The sequence below is a fragment of the Citricoccus sp. CH26A genome, assembly GCF_000224415.1.
GTDB lineage: Bacteria > Actinomycetota > Actinomycetes > Actinomycetales > Micrococcaceae > Citricoccus.
The window spans coordinates 36,369-51,828 of sequence record NZ_AFXQ01000012.1 but is presented as its reverse complement, the minus strand read 5'-3'; the positions used below and the strand labels follow the sequence as shown (position 1 = coordinate 51,828).

Sequence of the window (15,460 nt, the reverse complement as noted above, 5' to 3'; positions counted from 1 at the left end):
CCCTTGCCGGCCCGGCCGGAGTCACCCGAGTCTGTGCGCGTGCTGACCGCTTCCTGACTGCGACGCCCAGCGTGGCTTGCTACGGTGCCCGGGCCATCTCCAGAAAGGACGGTCATCCTCATGCGGAGGAAACTGCTCACCAGCGTCGCACTCGTCGGCTCGCTCCTCGCCCTCGGGGCCTGTGGCAGCGCGGATGCCGAACCCACCACCGCCGGCACGGCCTCCACCGAGGCGGCCAGTGCGAGCCAGGCCGCACCCGAGAACGGTCAGGAGGCCATGCCGGAGCCCGATCTGAAGGGCGTCCCGAACGTCGTCGCCACCGTCAACGGTGAAGAGATCTCCGGGAAGGACTTCTCGGGTGTCTACGAGTCCCAGTTCCAGCAGCTGGCCCTGCAGGCGCAGATGTCCGGCCAGGAACTCGACCAGGACGCGTTGAAGAAGCAGACCCTGGACTCCATGGTGGGCAGCGAGCTGCTGGTCCAGGACGCCGAGGCCGGCGGGCACGAGGCCACGGACGAGGACGTCGACGCCCTGCTGGAGGAGACCGCGAAGTCCCAGCAGCTCGGCTCCGTCGACGAGCTCATGGCGGCCTACGAGGAACGGGGCTTCGCCGAGGACCAGGTCCGTTCCGATGCCCGGAAGCAGGTGCTCATGACGGCCGCCATCGAGGAGATCGACGTCCCGAAGCCCACCGAGAAGGAACTGAAGGCCCTCTACGACCAGGCCGTGGCCTCCCAGCAACAGGGCGGCGGTCAGGACGGCGGTCAGGAGGGCGAAAGCGGGGCCAGCCCCTCCGCCAAGACCCCGTCCTTCGAGGAGGCCAAGCCGCAGCTCGAGCAGCAGGTCACCTCACAGAAGCAGAACGAGGCCATCATGCAGCGCATGGAGGAGCTGAAGAAGGACGCGGACGTGGAGGTCAGGCTCTGATCAGATGAGCGGCCAGGGGAAGCGCATCCCGCTCGGGTCCTGCGGGAACCGCGGTGCGGTGAGCAGCTGACGGACCCGCGCCTGCAGGGCATCGGCCTCACGCCAGTGGAGCAGGTCCGCCAGTTCCCCGGGCACCTCCTCGGCGAGCGGGGCGACGTCGGCCACCAGACCGGGGTCGATCTCCTCACCGGCGAAGTCCCACATCACCGTGCGCAGCTTGTACGCGGCGGCGAAGCACAGTCCGTGGTCGATCCCCCACAGGCGCCCGTCCGTCCCGGCGAGCACGTGCCCGGCCTTGCGGTCCGCGTTGTTGGCCACGAGGTCGAACAGGGCCAGCCGGCGCAACTGGTCGACCACGGCGAGGGGGTCCTCGGGGCCGGCCGGTCCCGCGAGCGCCACCGCGTCCGCGGCGCCGTCCAGCAGGACGAAGTAGTGCCGGTCCGGGTCGTGCTCGATGAACAACTGCAGCGACCCGACGCCGAAGGGGGCCTCCTCGCGCACGACCGTGGGCGGCACGAGACCCCAGCCGAGCGCCTCGCTGAGCAGGAAGGCGGCGCTCTCCCGGCGGTGCAGCCCGGGCGGGAAGTCCCGCAGCGGCCGTTCACCGAGCTCGGGCTTGTAGATCGCCCAGTGCTGCACCTCCCCGAGGGTGAGTTCTGCGAGGAAGGTCTCGTTGCTGCTGTTCACCATCCGGCCCAGCAGCTCGATCTCCCCGCGCCGCAGCAGGTCCACGTCCGGGACGCGCGGTGCTCCCGCGGGATCGGGGGACACGTCGGCGGACACGGCGGGGACCTAGGACGCCCGGAGCTCGGCCAGCGAGTCCTGCGTGGAGTTCACGGTCAGCACCACCGGGTCCTCACCGTCCCGGTAGGCGATGGCCGAGACGGAGCACGGGCCCACGCTCAGGCGCTGGAAGCGGTTCAGCGGAGTGCCCAGGGCGTCGGACACGGCCACCCGGATGGGGTCCGCGTGGGAGAAGCACACGACCGTCCCGCCCGGATGGGCCCGCCGCAACCGCACCAGGGTGTGGGCCATCCGGTCCCGGATCTCCACGAAGCTCTCCCCGTTCGGGAAGCGGAACGCCTCCGGTTCGTGCTGGACGGTGTGCCACTCCGGCAGCCGTGCCAGCTCGGCCAGCGACCGGCCGGTCCAGTCCCCGAACTCCCCCTCGATGAGCCCCGCCTCGGTGACGACCGGCACCCCGGTGCGCTCCGCCGTCGGGACCGCGGTCTGCAGGGTGCGTTCCAGGGGTGAGGAGTACACCGCGGTGACCGGCAGGGCGGCCAGTCGCCCGGCCACCCGGTCGGCCTGGTCCCGGCCGGCCTCGGACAGGTGCAGTCCCGGGGCACGGCCCGGCAGCACCTGTCCGGTGGTGGGCGTCTGTCCGTGCCGCACCAGCAACAGCAGGGTGGGGGGCTGGGGGGTCTGGCTGTCCTGGTCCATCACGGCCAGCCTAGGACGCGCCCGGGCCCCGGGACACCCCTCGACGCGTCCGGGACGCGGGACTAGCGTGAGGACCGTGAGTACCCGTCCCGAGATCAGCACCCTGGCCGAGCTGCGCGCCTCCGGGCACCGCATGCGGACCCTGCGCGAGGAGATTCGCGAGAACCTGCTGGCCGCCCTGGCCGCGGGCGTGGACCCCTGGCCCGGACTGCACGGCTTCGGGACCACGGTCATCCCCCAGCTGGAGCGTGCGCTGATCGCCGGGCACGACGTCGTCCTGCTCGGCGAGCGCGGGCAGGGCAAGACCCGGTTGCTGCGCACCCTGAGCGGGCTGCTGGACGAGTGGTCGCCCGTGATCGCCGGCTCCGAGCTCAACGAGCACCCCTACGCACCGATCACGGCCGAGTCGATCACGCGCGCCGCCACCGACGGGGACCGGCTCCCGGTGGCCTGGCGGCACCGCTCCGAGCGGTACGTGGAGAAGCTCTCCACCCCGGACACCTCGGTGGCCGACCTCATCGGGGACGTGGACCCGATGCGGGTGGCGGAGGGACGGCGCCTGGGCGACCCGGAGACCATCCACTACGGACTGGTGCCCCGCGCCAACCGCGGGATCGTGGCCCTGAACGAGCTGCCGGACCTGGCCGAGCGGATCCAGGTGGCGCTGCTGAACGTCATGGAGGAGCGGGACATCCAGGTCCGCGGTTACGTGCTGCGCCTGCCGCTGGACGTGCTGGTGGTGGCCTCGGCCAACCCGGAGGACTACACCAACCGCGGCCGGATCATCACCCCGCTCAAGGACCGCTTCGGGGCGGAGATCCGCACCCACTACCCGCTCGAGCTGTCCGATGAGATCGCCGTCATCCGGCAGGAGGCCCACCTCACGGCCGAGGTCCCGGACGTGCTGCTGGAGATCCTGGCCCGGTTCACCCGCGCCCTGCGGTCCTCCTCGGCGGTCAACCAGTCCTCGGGCGTCTCGGCGCGGTTCGCGATCGCCGGGGCCGAGACGATCGCGGCGGCGGCCCGCCACCGGGCCACGGTGCGCGGTGGCACCGGTGGTCGTGGCGAGGACGGCCCGGCCGGCGCCGACGAGGCGGTCGCCCGGCTGGTGGACATCGAGGCGGCGGTCGACGTGCTCGGGGGCAAGATCGAGTTCGAGTCCGGTGAGGAGGGCCGCGAGGACGAGATCCTCGAGCACCTGCTGCGCACGGCCACCGCGCAGGCGGTGCGCGAGCACTTCGCGGGACTTGACCTGACCCCGCTCGTGGACGCCTTCGACGGGCACCGCACCATCACCACCGGGGAGCGGGTCACCGCCGAGGAGTTCCTCGCCGAGCTGCCGGAACTGGAGGACCCGGGACTGTACGACGAGATCGCGGCCCGGGCCGGGGCCAACGGCGCGTCCAGCCCGGGCCACCGCGCCGGGGCCATCGAGCTCGCCCTGGAGGGGTTGTTCCTGGCCCGGGAGCTGTCCAAGGAGTCCGGGGACGGGCAGACCGTCTACGGCTGAGGAGACACCATGCGCCACGGCAGGTCATCACGCTACGGCCGCTATGCCGGCGGCCCCGATCCGCTCGCGCCCCCGGTCGACCTGGCCGAGGCCCTGGACGCCGTGGCCGAGGACGTCATGGCCGGATACTCCCCCGAGCGGGCCCTGCGCGAGTACCTGCGCCGGGGCTCCCGGACGATGACCGGACTGGACGACCTGGCCGGCCGGGTGGCCCAGCGCCGCAAGGACCTGCTCGGCCGGCACCGCCTGGACGGCACGCTCCAGGAGGTGAGGCGCCTGCTGGACGAGGCGGTGCTCGAGGAGCGCAAGCAACTGGCCCGGGACATCCGGTTGGAGGAGACGGACCGGTCCTTCCGGGAGATGCAACTGCAGAACCTTCCCGCCTCCACCGCGGCCGCCGTCACCGAGCTGTCCTCCTACGACTGGCAGTCCTCCACGGCCCGTGAACGCTACGAGCAGATCAAGGACCTGCTGGGCCGGGAGATGCTGGAGGCGCGCTTCGCCGGGATGAAGGACGCCCTGCAGAACGCCACGGACGAGGACCGGGCCGCCATCACCGAGATGCTGCGCGACCTCAACGAGCTGCTGGCCAAGCACGCGCGCGGCGAGGACACCCCGCAGGACTTCGAGGACTTCATGGCCCGGCACGGCGACCAGTTCCCGGAGGACCCCCAGGACATCGACGAGCTGATCGACGCCCTGGCCAAGCGCTCGGCCGCCGCCCAGCGCATGCTGCGGTCCATGACGCGGGAGCAACGGGAGGAGCTCATGGCCCTGTCCGCCCAGGCCTTCGGCTCCCCCGAGCTGATGGACCAGCTCAGCCGGCTGGACGCCAACCTGCAGGGCCTGCGCCCCGGCGAGGACTGGTCCGGCTCGGAGTCCTTCGACGGGGGCCAGGGCCTGGGACTGGGCGACGGCACCGGCGTGCTCCAGGACCTCGCCGAGCTCGACGAGCTGGCCGAGCAGCTCTCCCAGTCCTATGCGGGCTCGACCCTGTCCGACCTCGACGTCGACGCGCTCGACCGCCACCTGGGTGATGACGCCGCGGCCTCCGCCCGGACACTGGCCGCCCTGGAGAAGGCCCTGCGCGACTCCGGCCTGCTGCGACGAGGCACCGACGGGGACCTGCGGCTCTCACCGCGGGCCATGCGCCGGCTGGGGCAGTCCCTGCTGAAGGACGCCGCGGGCCGGCTCTCGGGCCGCCAGGGCCAGCGGGACACCCGCCATGCCGGGGCCGCCGGGGAACTGACCGGATCCAGCAGGCCCTGGCAGTTCGGGGACGCCGAGCCGTGGGACGTCACGCGCACGGTGACCAACGCGATCGGCCGAACGGCCGCCGAGGGCGCGGATCCGGCGTCGGGGCTGCGGCTCCAGGTCCAGGACGTGGAGGTCCAGGAGACCGAGGACCGCACCCAGGCGGCCGTGGTGCTGCTGGTGGACACCTCGTTCTCCATGGCGGCCGAGGGCCGCTGGGTCCCCATGAAGCGCACCGCGCTGGCCCTGCACCACCTGGTCTCCACCCGGTTCCGCGGGGACGCGCTGCAACTGGTGAACTTCGGCCGCTACGCCCAGACCGTCACGGTCGACGAGCTCACGGCCCTGCCCCCGCTGCGGGAGCAGGGCACCAACCTGCACCACGGACTGTTGCTGGCCAGTGCGTTCTTCCGGAAGCACCCCACCCGGCAGCCCGTGCTGCTCGTGGTGACCGACGGGGAGCCCACCGCCCGCCTGATGGCCCACGGGGAATCCTGGTTCTCCTACCCGCCAGAGCCGGAGACCCTGCGCGCCACGGTGGCCGAACTGGACCGGGTGGGCCGGAACGGGGCGGAGATCACCTTCTTCCGGCTGGGCGACGACCCGGGGCTGGAGCGTTTCCTGGCCGCCATGGCCCGCCGGGTGGGCGGTCGCGTGGTGGCGCCGGACCCGGAGGACCTGGGGGCGGCCGTCGTCGGGGAATTCCTGCGCAGCCGACGCCCGCGGTTCCCCTCCTCCTTCGGTGACCTGGACTGGGACTGACCGCGCCCTTCCGTCCAGCGGGACACCGGGCTGGACGGCGACGGTCCGCTCGCCCAGCATGGCAGTCATGAGCCCGCAGACACGCACCGCCGCCAACCAGCTGGGACGCGACGTCTCGGCGTTCCTGCCCGACCGCGCCAGCCTGCGCGGACTGCCCGACCTCGACGAGTCCCAGCGGCGGATCTGGGACCTGGCCGCGCCCCACCTGCGCGTGCGCGGGAACGACCGGCATTCGCTCTACGCCTTCGGGATCGCGGCCGCGTTGCTCGAGTTCCACCCGGAGGCGGACGCCGACGTGGTGCTCCCGGCCATCCTGCTGCACGACGTCGGCTGGTCCCGGGTCCCGGAGGACGAGGTGCTGGAGGCGATCGCCCCGGGCGGCGGGAGACCGGACCTGGTGCTGCTGCACGAGCGGGAGGGCGCCCGGATCGCCGGCGAGATCCTGACGGAGGTGGGTCACCCCGGTGAGCGCATCGAGCGCATCCTGGAGATCATCGACGGTCACGACAGCCGCAAGGAGTCCCTGTCCATCGAGGACTCGATCGTCAAGGACGCGGACAAGACCTGGCGGGTGACCCCCTCGGGACTGGACACCATCATGGGCTGGTTCGGCCTGGAGCGGCCGGCGGCACTGGCCCTGGCGGCGTCCCGCGTGCACGGCCACCTGTTCACGGACGAGGCCCGGGCACTGGCCATGGGACTCACCGCCCTGGAGTCGCTCTCCGGGTCGGAACCGGTGCGCGCGCTGGGCTGAGCCGGGTCACCGCGCCAACCCCCGGTCACCGTGCTGATGACGTCCGGCCCGTGACACCCCGGGCGATCAGCCGGCTGACGACCGGCAGGGCCATCAGGTGCAGCATCAGCAGGCGCCTGCGACGGGCGGCCTCGGATCGCGGCAGGAACCACTCGGCGCCCCGGCGGCCGGCCCGCTGGGCGGCGGTGACGACGGGGCGCCAGTGCTCCTGGTACCCGCGCAGCGCCGTGGGGACCGAGGGTGCGGTGACGAGGTGATCGGCCAGGACGCAGGCGCCGGCGACGGCCAGCGAGGCCCCCTGCCCGGCGAGCAGTGAGACCGCCTGGCAGGCGTCTCCGAGCAGGACCACGTTCCCGCACCGCCAGTCGGGCACCTCCACCTGCGCGACCTGGTCATAGTAGACCTCCTCCCCCGGCGGACAGCGGTCCAGGGCCCGCGCGGCCACCCAGCCCAAGCCGGCGTACCTGTCCCGCAGCACCGCCCGCCGGCCCGCCGGCAGGTCCGGGTCGGCACTGGCGTGGGTCATGAACGCCGCCACGCGGTCCCCGTCCAGGCCGTACAGGCCGAGGGTCCGGTCGACCGTGTCCGTCATGACGAACCGGCCGGCCAGCGCGGCGTGCACCTGCCGGTCGCTGAAGGTGTAGGCCGCCGTGTGCAGCCCCAGGTACCGGATGAACTGCTCCTCGGCACCCCACAGGTGACGGCGGACCTGGGAGTGGATCCCGTCGGCGCCGACGAGCAGCTCAGCGTCCCGGACCGATCCGCCGGCCAACGCCACCCTCACCCCGTCGCCCCGGTCCGTGACCTCCCGGACGGTGTCCCGGTAGCGGAACTCCGCGGCGTCACCGATCGCCTCCCGCAGTGCCCGTTCCAGGTCCGGCCGCATGATGCTCAGCAGTCGGCCGTCCAGGGCACGCGCCAGACGGGCGTACCCCACCGAGGCGCGGGTGCGTCCCCGCTCGTCCACATAGGCCAGGGCGTCGACGTCATGGCTCAGTTCCCGAAGCCGGCCCAGCAGTCCCATCCGTTCCGCGGCCTCGTACCCCGGCCCGAAGAAGTCCATCATGTACCCCTGTTCGCGGAGTCCCGGCGCGCGCTCCACCAGGGTGACCTCCCAGCCGTGGCGCACCAGTTCGTGGGCCAGGGACAGCCCGGCGATGCCGGCCCCGCAGATCACGGCAGACCCGATCATGGCGGCGACGGTATCAGCCGGTTCCCCGCCCGTCACCGGTCACCGCCCGCGCCGCCACGGTCCTCCTCGTCCGCCGCGCAGGTCCCGCCGGTACAGGGGCGCACGCCGACCCGGACGACGGTGGACCGCCGGAACCTTGACTTCTGTCCGGGCCGCGTCCAATCATGTGAGCCACCGACGCTCTGGTGACCCCAGACCGCGGCTGTCCGGTTGCCCGCTGACGAGGTGTGGCCGGATCCGCAGACCGACCGAGGGATGGACCCATGGACCACGCGAACCCACGGAGATGGTGGTTCCTCCCCACCGCAGCACTGGCGGCCGCCGCCCTGGTCACGTCCTCGGTGCCGGCGTACGCCGACGGGGACGGGCTGCCGGGCCGGGAGGCGACGACGACGACCGTCACCGCCGCGCCGGTCACGGACGACCTGACGGGTCTCGCGCCCACCGCAGGGTCCCGGGACCCTGGGGCCGCCGTGGACGACGCCGAGGCCGTGACGGAGTACTGGACGGCCGAGCGCATGGAGAGGGCCATCCCGGCCGACGAACCGGAAGGCCAGGGCACCGGTCAGGAGCCCGGCGCGCGGGCCTCTTCCGCCTCCGTGGATGCGTCCCCCTCCCCCACGGACGAGTCCGACCCGCCCACGATCATCGCCGAGCCGGCTCCCCCCGCCGACGACCCCGCCGATGACCCGGCCGGGGCGCGGGCTCAGAGCAGCGCCGAGTCCTCCCGCGTGGAGGCGGGCGACTCCCCCACCAACGGCAAGGTCTTCTTCCGCAACCAGCAGGACGGACGGGACTACGTCTGCTCCGGGTCCGCGGTCAACAGCGCCTCGAAGCGTCTCGTGATCACGGCCGGCCACTGTGTGCACGGCGGGCCGGGCGAGACCTGGCACGCGAACTGGGTGTTCGCCCCCGGGTACGATCACGGCCCGGGGACCGAGGGAACGTTCGCCGCGGCATCGTTCAGGGCCTTCGACGAGTGGATCACCTATGGCGCGAGCGGCCAGGGCTTCAGTTCCGACGTGGCCCTCGTGACCACCCAGGACAACGAGGACGGCGAGACCGTGGCCGACGCCGTGGGGGGCCACGGTCTGGCGACCGGTGGCAGCCGGGAGTTCGACGCGTCCGTCTTCGGCTATCCCGTCAACCTGGACGCCGGCGAGCGGATGTGGACGTGCACGGGAACGACCGTCACCCAGCAGGTCGAGACCTTCCTCTTCCCCTCGATCAGCGGCTGCGACTTCGGCCCGGGCTCCTCCGGTGGCCCGTGGCTGGCTGAGTACGACGACTCGACCGGCCAGGGCTACGTGCGCAGCGTGACGTCGTTCGGTCCCTCGAACAGCACGGCCTACATCAGTGGCCCCTACTTCGATGAACGCGTCGAGGAGCTGTACGCCGCCGCTGAGGACGACGGGAGTGGTGAGACCCCGTGAGACCGATCTCCCACGGCGGATACCGCCTCGTGGCCGTCCTGGCCGGGGTGGCCCTGCTGACGGCTGCGGGGGCCGGCTGTGCCCGCCAGGATCCGGGCGGCGGGGCCGAGAGCGGTGGCAGTGAGGTGAGCGGCAGCTCCACCGCCCATTCGGCCCCCACGCAGGACACCACCGGGGACGCCGTCGTGGACGACGAGCCCCGGGACGACCTGACCGGCCAGCAGGTCGTGGAGTGGACGGACTACGAGGTCGTCTCGGAGCGGGAACTGCGCTTCCACTTCCCCACCGGGACGCCCGACTGCTACGGATCGCGCACCGCCGTCGAAGAGGACGACTCCGGCATCCGGGTGGCCACGATCGTCGGCCTGGTGCCCGGTGCACCGGAGAACTGCGCCCTGGTGGGCCGGACCGCCTCCATCGTGGTGACGACCGAGACCCCGGTCGGGAACCGGACCGTGGAACACCTCGAGGTGGCCGACGAGGACCTGCCCTAGCACCGTGGCATCGGGATCCGTGCGGGAGTCACCCGCCGGCGACGGTGGGTGCCGCGGTCAGCGCACCACCTCGCGGTGCCCGGCGTCCAGCCGACGGGTCCAGCCACGGGCGTCGAGCAACTCCAGCAACGGGATCGCCACCCGCCGGGTGGTGCCCAGGGCCCGGCGGGCCTGGCTGGTGGTGAAGGGCTGGTCCAGCCGGGCCAGTTCGCGCATCGCCAGGGCCGGAGCCGTGGGCAGCAGCACCACGGACCCGTCCAGCCGCAGCAGGCGGCCGAGACGTTCCGCCGCGGCCAGTTCTCGGGCCCCCAGCCGCAGTGCCGTCAGCTCGTCACCCTCCGGGGCGCTGAACGGGTCCAGTGCCAGCCGGTCCTCGACCGCGGCCACGGCGTGCTCGGCGGCGCCGAGTCCCCGGTGCGCCCCCGGCAGGACGAGGTACCCGGCCTCGTGCACGAGCCCGGCCTCGGCCGCCACGGCGTCCAGCAGGACCGGGTCCGGCACGGCCACCAGGTCCAGCGCGGCGCCGCGGCTCACCCCGGGGGCCAGCGGGTCCCGTTCGGCCAGCCCGATCACGGCGGCGCGCACGCGTTCGCACCAACCGGTCAGGACGGGCTCGTGGACCCACCACTGCCCCAGCCGCCGGACCCCCGCGGCGTCCGCCGGCACCGTCAGCCCGAGCCGGTCCAGGTCCTCGGCCCGCACCGCGCCCCGGCGGGCGATCTCTCCGAGGGGATCCCCGCCGTCGGGCATGGCCGCCAGGGTCGCGGCGCGTCGCGTGCCGTCCCCCGGCGGGTGAGCGCCGGGGGGTCCACGTCCAGCACCCGCACCCCGCCCAGGATCGTCCGGGCCCCCGGATCGCGCAGCACCAGCCGGTCACCGGGCACCAGCGGCAGGGGCCGCTGGAGCGTCAGCCGGGCGTGGGCGTCGTCGAAGGGGCGCACGTGGACGGGGACCGTGGCGGTGCCGACGTGCACCAGCAGCTCCGCGGGGGCCTCGACGAGGCTGTCCCCGGTGGTCCGGCGGACGTCCACGACGGCGGCCAGCGGCCAGGCCCCGGGCGTGACCAGGGCGTCCCCCCGGTGGACGGCCTCGGCGTCCACCCCGCGCAGGTTCACCGCCACCCGGCTGACCGGCCCGATGGACTCGTGGGGGGCGTTGCGGCTGTGCAGCGCGCGGACGGAGACGTCGCGCGGTGGTCCCGCGCCGAGCAGCTCCAACCGGTCACCGGCGGCCAGCGTCCCGGCCGCCAGGGTGCCGGTGACCACGGCGCCGGCCCCCTTGACCGTGAAGGACCGGTCCACCCACAACCGGACCCGCCCGGTGGCGTCCGGGGCGCCGGTGGCGGCCAGCACGTCGTCGAGGGCCCGGCGCAGGTCCTCGAGTCCGGCGCCGGTCGCCGCGGACACCACGACGGCGGGTGCCCCGGCGAGCCCGGTCCCCGCGAGCTCGGCGCGGACCCGGTCCAGCACGGCGCGGATCCGTGCGCCCGCCGCGTCCGGGCCGTCCTGGGCGACGAGGTCGGCGCGAGTGATGACGATGAGGCCGTGCTCGATCCCCAGGGCCGCGATGGCATCGCGGTGGTCCCCGGACTGCGGTTTCCACCCCTCGTCCGCGGCCACCACGAGGCAGGCCACCGGTGCCGGTCCGAGCCCGGCGAGCATGTTCGCCAGGAACCTCTCGTGGCCCGGGACGTCCACGAAGGCGACCTCGCGGCCGGACGGCAGTGCGGTCCAGGCGAAGCCCAGGTCGATGGTCAGCCCCCGGCGCCTCTCCTCCGCCCAGCGGTCCGGTTCCATCCCGGTCAGGGCCCGGACGAGGGTGGACTTGCCGTGGTCGACGTGCCCGGCAGTGGCGACGACGTACATCTCAGGAGTCCCCGCCGAGCGCGTCCAGGGCCGAGCGCACCGCGGCGGTGAGCGCCTCGTCGCGTGACTCGGGGACGCAGCGCAGGTCCACCAGGCACGCGCCGTCGTGCACGCGCGGAAGCACCGCGGGATCCCCGGCGCGCAGCAACGGGGCGACCGCCTCGGGCAGCCGCACGGCCCAGCCGGGCAGTGGGACCCCGGGCGCTCCCCCGCCGCCGACGCGTCCGTCGTGCGGGACGACCGTCGCGGCACCGCCCCGCGCCAGGTCCCGGGCCAGCGTCTCGGTCCGTTCGAGCAGCCGTCCCGGGTCGGCGTGCAGGGACCGGGCCACCGGAGCAGGACCCCCGACGAGCGTGGCCTCCAGGGCGGCCAGGGAGAGCTTGTCCGCGCGGACGGCCCGGGCGAGCGGGTGCCGGGCCAGGCGCTGGATGACCTCCGCACGGCCCAGCAGCAGTCCGGCCTGCGGGCCGCCCAGCAGCTTGTCCCCGCTGGCGATGACGACGTCCGCGCCGTCGGCGAGGGCCGAGGCCAGGTCCGGTTCCTGCGGCAACGCCGGGTCGTGGCGCAGCAGCCCGGAGCCGACGTCCACCACGAGCGGCACACCCCGCTCGAGGGCCAGGTCCCTGAGCCCGGCGACCGGCACGGCGGCGGTGAATCCGCTGACGCGGAAGTTGGACGGGTGGACCTTGAGCAGGCAACCGGTGTCCGGGCCGACCGCGTCGGCGTAGTCGGCGAGGTGCGTCCGGTTGGTGGTGCCGACCTCGCGCAGCCGCGCGCCCGTGGATGCGATCAGGTCCGACAACCGGAAGCCGGCGCCGATCTCCACGAACTCCCCGCGGCTGACGATGACCTCTCGACCCGCGCCCAGGGCGGTGGTGGCCAGCACGAGCGCGGCCGCCCCGTTGTTGACGACCAGGGCGTCCTCGGCCTCCGGCAGCGCGGCCAGCAGCGCCTCCCGCGTTCCGGCGCCCCGCCGGGACCGCACCCCGGAGGCGAGGTCCAGCTCCACGTCCACGTAGCCGCCGGCGGTCACCAGCGCCTGGACGGCGGCCTCGGACAGCGGTGCCCGGCCCAGATTGGTGTGGACCACCACCCCGGTGGCGTTGAGCACCGGACGCAGGCTGGTGGCCGAGCGGGCGGCGAGGTCGGCCACCAGGGCGGGGGCGACGTCGTCGGGGGCGATCTGACCGGACCGGGCCCGGTCCTGCGCCCGCCGCACCGTCTCCCGCAGCACCGCCTCGCTGAGCCGGGACCGGGCGGCCGCGACCTCGGGCAGGGCCAGCAGGTCATCGGTGCGCGGGATCCTGCGGCGGGGGTCCTGCGCGAGGCGCTGCTCGGTCACGGTCCTCCTCGGGCAGGCGGGCGGGTGCGCTGCGGGGGCAGGCACCGTGGTTGGCGGAGGCGGACGGGAATCGAACCCGCCAGGCCGGGATGCCCGGCCTCACCGGTTTTGAAGACCGGGGGGCCCACCAGGACCCGGACGCCTCCATGGTCGAAACTACCACCGGGCGTGGCTACAGTGGCCGCATGGAGACCACCGCGCCGGGCACGACGACCGAGACCCCCACCACCCACACCGCCGTTGCCCGGGGCGAGGACGGCACGAGGCCGACGACGTCCGCCGCGGTCCGGCTGACCGGGTACGCCAGCGGTGGCGGGTGTGCCTGCAAGATCCCGCCGGGTGAGCTGGAGGACGCCGTGCGGGGGCTGGTCGGCCGGCAGACCCCGGGCGCGGCGGAGGTGCTCGTCGGCCTGGACGACGGTGACGACGCCGCGGCCGTGCTGCTGCGGGAGGACCTGGCCGTGCTGTCCACGGCGGACTTCTTCACCCCCATGGTGGACGACGCCTATGACTTCGGCCGGATCGCGGCCGCGAACGCCCTCTCAGACATCTATGCGATGGGCGGCACGCCCGTCGTCGCGCTGAACCTGGTGGGCTGGCCGCGGTCGGCGCTGCCGATGGAGCTGATGAGCGAGATGCTGCGCGGCGGCCTGGCCGTGGCCACCGAGGCCGAGTGCCCGGTCATCGGCGGGCACTCCATCGACGACCCGGAGCCCAAGTACGGGATGGCCGTCACCGGGGTGGCCCGTCCGGACCGGTTGCTGCGCAACGACGCCGCCGAGGCGGGGCTGCCGATCACGCTGACCAAGCCGATCGGGGTCGGGCTGCTGAACAACCGGCACAAGCAGACCGGCGAGGTCTTCACCGCGGCCATCGCGTCCATGACCGCCCTGAACCGGGACGCCGCGGACGCGGCCCTGGCCTCCGGGGCGCGCGCCGCCACCGACGTCACGGGGTTCGGGCTGCTGGGCCACCTGCACAAGATGATGCGGGCCTCGGGGGTGGGCGCGGTCATCGACCGGACCGCGGTGCCGCTCGTGGAGGGCGCCGCCGAGGCCCTGCGCGACGGCTTCGTCTCCGGCGGCACCCGCCGCAACCTGGGCTGGGTGCGCCCGCACGTGAGCGCGGACGCCCCCGTGTCCGAGGAGGACCTGCTGCTGCTCGCCGACGCCCAGACCTCCGGCGGGCTGCTGGTCGTTGGGGAGGTGCCGGGTTACCCGGTGATCGGCGAGACGGTGGCCGGCAGCGGCATCCGCGTGCGGTGAGATGACCTGCCGGTTCAGCCCGCGGTGGTGATGGAGTCGTGCGTGATGCCGGCGCGGCGGCGCGCCTCCAGCCGGCGCTTCTGCGGTTCGATCGTGTAGCGGGGGTCCATGGCGGAGTCCTTGCCGGCATAGAACACCCCGAACCGGGTGAACGCCGACGCCGTGACGAGTGCCGCCCCCGAGGCTGCGGCGACCCAGCGACTGGCCCGAGGGGCGGTCCGCGCGGTCACCCCCGCGGCGACCGTGCCGATGCCGCCGACGATCGCCAACCGTTCGCTCCATCGCATCAGCCACCCGGGGCGGCCCTGGTGCAGGGGTTCGGCGGCCACGGGGTCCATCCTGCGCTCCATGGCCTGGGCGGCGACCAGGTCACCGGCCACCCCGGCCAGCGCGAGGGCGCGGGCCGGTCCGGCCTGGGCGGTCGGCGTCGTGATCATGGCCATCCCGCCCGAGGCCAGTGACGCGGAGGAGACGAACACGAACGGCAGGTCGTCCTTCGCGGCGTTCCACGTGGGCATCGCGGTGTCCGAGAGCAGCACGGCGGTGTAACCGGCCAGCGGCGCGCCGAGCAGGGCGGCCAGGGCACCGGCCGGCGCCTCGAACGCGCGCAGCACGGACCGCAGCGGGCCCAGCGGCAGCACCTCACCGGTCATCCGGTCCAGGTCCGCGACGGCGGCCAGGCCGGCACCGGTGCTGAACCCGGCCAGGATCCACGACCCCAGGCTCATGGGGGAGGTCGGCTTGATGGTGCGCAGCATGTTGAGGAACCGCTCGGGCCGGCCCAGGTCCGCCACCAGGGCGAGGGCCCCGACGCTGGCCGTGCCGAGGGCGGTCAGCCGCGCGTTGCGCCGCAGCGCGTCGCGGCCGGTGAGCTGGGCGCCGAACGCCAGCAGGGCTGACCCGCCGGCGATCCCGCCGCAGACCAGGTACAGCGCGACCCGCTCGTCCCACGGCGGCGCCTTGACCACGGGGCGGCCGTAGTAACCGTCGGCGGGGCGAACTCGGGTTCCGGCACCATGGCCATCTCGCGCGCACCGTCGCTGCCGGCCGGGGCCAGTCCCCGCGGCGCCTGCCCGCACCGGGGGCGGCGCCGGCCGGTGCGGTGGGCACGCCGGCGCCCGTCGCCGTGCCCACGGCATACGCCGACGCCTCTCGGCCCGCGGCGGGCGAGTCCCGGTCCCTGCGGCGCCGGCGCCGGGGCTCCTCCGGCGGGCGGTAA

General features: G+C 74.1%; 12 protein-coding genes, 1 tRNA gene and 1 pseudogene. 7 read left to right on the top strand and 7 right to left on the bottom strand.

Translation table 11 applies throughout. The features are described from left to right. The first annotated feature begins 120 nt into the window (after positions 1-120). Positions 121-927: a SurA N-terminal domain-containing protein gene (locus tag CITRI_RS0108975; RefSeq protein WP_010144414.1), complete on the top strand. Its 807-nt coding sequence runs from the start codon at positions 121-123 to the stop codon at positions 925-927. Here CITRI_RS0108975 and CITRI_RS0108970 read toward each other — a convergent pair whose 3' ends face one another. Together CITRI_RS0108970 and CITRI_RS0108965 are read right to left on the bottom strand one after the other, a co-directional pair. Then, the gene (locus CITRI_RS0108970; RefSeq protein ID WP_010144412.1) at positions 928-1,710 is read right to left on the bottom strand and encodes an SCO1664 family protein; all 783 of its coding nucleotides are present in this window, start codon (positions 1,708-1,710) and stop codon (positions 928-930) included. 9 nt (positions 1,711-1,719) lie between these two features. Beyond that, a complete protein-coding gene (locus tag CITRI_RS0108965; protein WP_010144411.1) occupies positions 1,720-2,370 on the bottom strand; it encodes a histidine phosphatase family protein in 651 nt (216 codons plus the stop codon). 76 nt (positions 2,371-2,446) lie between these two features. On the opposite strand from CITRI_RS0108965, the gene CITRI_RS0108960 reads away from it, so the two are divergent. From CITRI_RS0108960 to CITRI_RS0108950, 3 genes are all read left to right on the top strand, one after another. Further along, positions 2,447-3,880 (top strand): sigma 54-interacting transcriptional regulator, encoded by a 1,434-nt coding sequence (locus CITRI_RS0108960; RefSeq protein WP_010144410.1) that lies wholly within the window; start codon positions 2,447-2,449, stop codon positions 3,878-3,880. Positions 3,881-3,889: 9 nt separating this feature from the next. Beyond that, positions 3,890-5,896 (top strand): VWA domain-containing protein, encoded by a 2,007-nt coding sequence (locus tag CITRI_RS0108955; protein WP_010144409.1) that lies wholly within the window; start codon positions 3,890-3,892, stop codon positions 5,894-5,896. Positions 5,897-5,963: 67 nt separating this feature from the next. Then, positions 5,964-6,650 carry an HD domain-containing protein gene (locus CITRI_RS0108950; RefSeq protein ID WP_010144408.1) on the top strand — a complete coding sequence of 229 codons (687 nt, stop codon included), beginning with the start codon at positions 5,964-5,966 and terminating at the stop codon, positions 6,648-6,650. A gap of 25 nt (positions 6,651-6,675) precedes the next feature. Here the strand turns inward: CITRI_RS0108950 and CITRI_RS0108945 are convergent, their stop codons facing one another. Next, positions 6,676-7,842: an FAD-dependent oxidoreductase gene (locus CITRI_RS0108945; RefSeq protein WP_010144407.1), complete on the bottom strand. Its 1,167-nt coding sequence runs from the start codon at positions 7,840-7,842 to the stop codon at positions 6,676-6,678. Between the two features lie 263 nt (positions 7,843-8,105). Here CITRI_RS0108945 and CITRI_RS0108940 point away from each other — a divergent pair, with 263 nt between their 5' ends. Together CITRI_RS0108940 and CITRI_RS18430 are read left to right on the top strand one after the other, a co-directional pair. Further along, the gene (locus CITRI_RS0108940; protein ID WP_010144406.1) at positions 8,106-9,275 is read left to right on the top strand and encodes a serine protease; all 1,170 of its coding nucleotides are present in this window, start codon (positions 8,106-8,108) and stop codon (positions 9,273-9,275) included. Next, positions 9,272-9,769 (top strand): hypothetical protein, encoded by a 498-nt coding sequence (locus tag CITRI_RS18430; RefSeq protein WP_010144405.1) that lies wholly within the window; start codon positions 9,272-9,274, stop codon positions 9,767-9,769. The genes CITRI_RS0108940 and CITRI_RS18430 overlap by 4 nt, the downstream gene beginning before the upstream one ends. A 57-nt stretch (positions 9,770-9,826) precedes the next feature. On the opposite strand, the pseudogene selB reads toward CITRI_RS18430, so the two are convergent. The 3 genes and pseudogenes from selB to CITRI_RS0108920 all read right to left on the bottom strand — a co-directional run bounded on the left by selB (position 9,827) and on the right by CITRI_RS0108920 (position 13,122). Further along, a pseudogene (selB, locus tag CITRI_RS17085) lies at positions 9,827-11,634 on the bottom strand (selenocysteine-specific translation elongation factor). Between the two features lies 1 nt (position 11,635). Next, positions 11,636-12,976 (bottom strand): L-seryl-tRNA(Sec) selenium transferase, encoded by a 1,341-nt coding sequence (gene selA / locus CITRI_RS0108925; protein ID WP_010144402.1) that lies wholly within the window; start codon positions 12,974-12,976, stop codon positions 11,636-11,638. 51 nt (positions 12,977-13,027) lie between these two features. Beyond that, positions 13,028-13,122: transfer RNA gene (locus CITRI_RS0108920), tRNA-Sec, on the bottom strand. Positions 13,123-13,161: 39 nt separating this feature from the next. Between CITRI_RS0108920 and selD the strand changes: the two genes are divergently transcribed. Beyond that, positions 13,162-14,241 carry a selenide, water dikinase SelD gene (gene selD / locus CITRI_RS0108915; RefSeq protein ID WP_083843389.1) on the top strand — a complete coding sequence of 360 codons (1,080 nt, stop codon included), beginning with the start codon at positions 13,162-13,164 and terminating at the stop codon, positions 14,239-14,241. Positions 14,242-14,255: 14 nt separating this feature from the next. Here selD and nrfD read toward each other — a convergent pair whose 3' ends face one another. After that, complete coding sequence (gene nrfD, locus CITRI_RS17080; protein ID WP_010144401.1) at positions 14,256-15,209, bottom strand: NrfD/PsrC family molybdoenzyme membrane anchor subunit; 954 nt, start codon at positions 15,207-15,209, stop codon at positions 14,256-14,258. Between the last annotated feature and the right edge of the window lie 251 nt (positions 15,210-15,460).

Bases quoted from the DNA above. Each gene is read 5' to 3' on its own strand.
- CITRI_RS0108950 (WP_010144408.1), top strand. From the start codon at position 5,964: ATGAGCCCGCAGACACGCACCGCCGCCAACCAGCTGGGACGCGACGTC.
- selD (WP_083843389.1), top strand. From the start codon at position 13,162: ATGGAGACCACCGCGCCGGGCACGACGACCGAGACCCCCACCACCCAC.
- CITRI_RS0108940 (WP_010144406.1), top strand. From the start codon at position 8,106: ATGGACCACGCGAACCCACGGAGATGGTGGTTCCTCCCCACCGCAGCA.
- CITRI_RS0108945 (WP_010144407.1), bottom strand. From the start codon at position 7,842: ATGATCGGGTCTGCCGTGATCTGCGGGGCCGGCATCGCCGGGCTGTCC.
- CITRI_RS0108965 (WP_010144411.1), bottom strand. From the start codon at position 2,370: ATGGACCAGGACAGCCAGACCCCCCAGCCCCCCACCCTGCTGTTGCTG.
- CITRI_RS0108955 (WP_010144409.1), top strand. From the start codon at position 3,890: ATGCGCCACGGCAGGTCATCACGCTACGGCCGCTATGCCGGCGGCCCC.
- CITRI_RS0108975 (WP_010144414.1), top strand. From the start codon at position 121: ATGCGGAGGAAACTGCTCACCAGCGTCGCACTCGTCGGCTCGCTCCTC.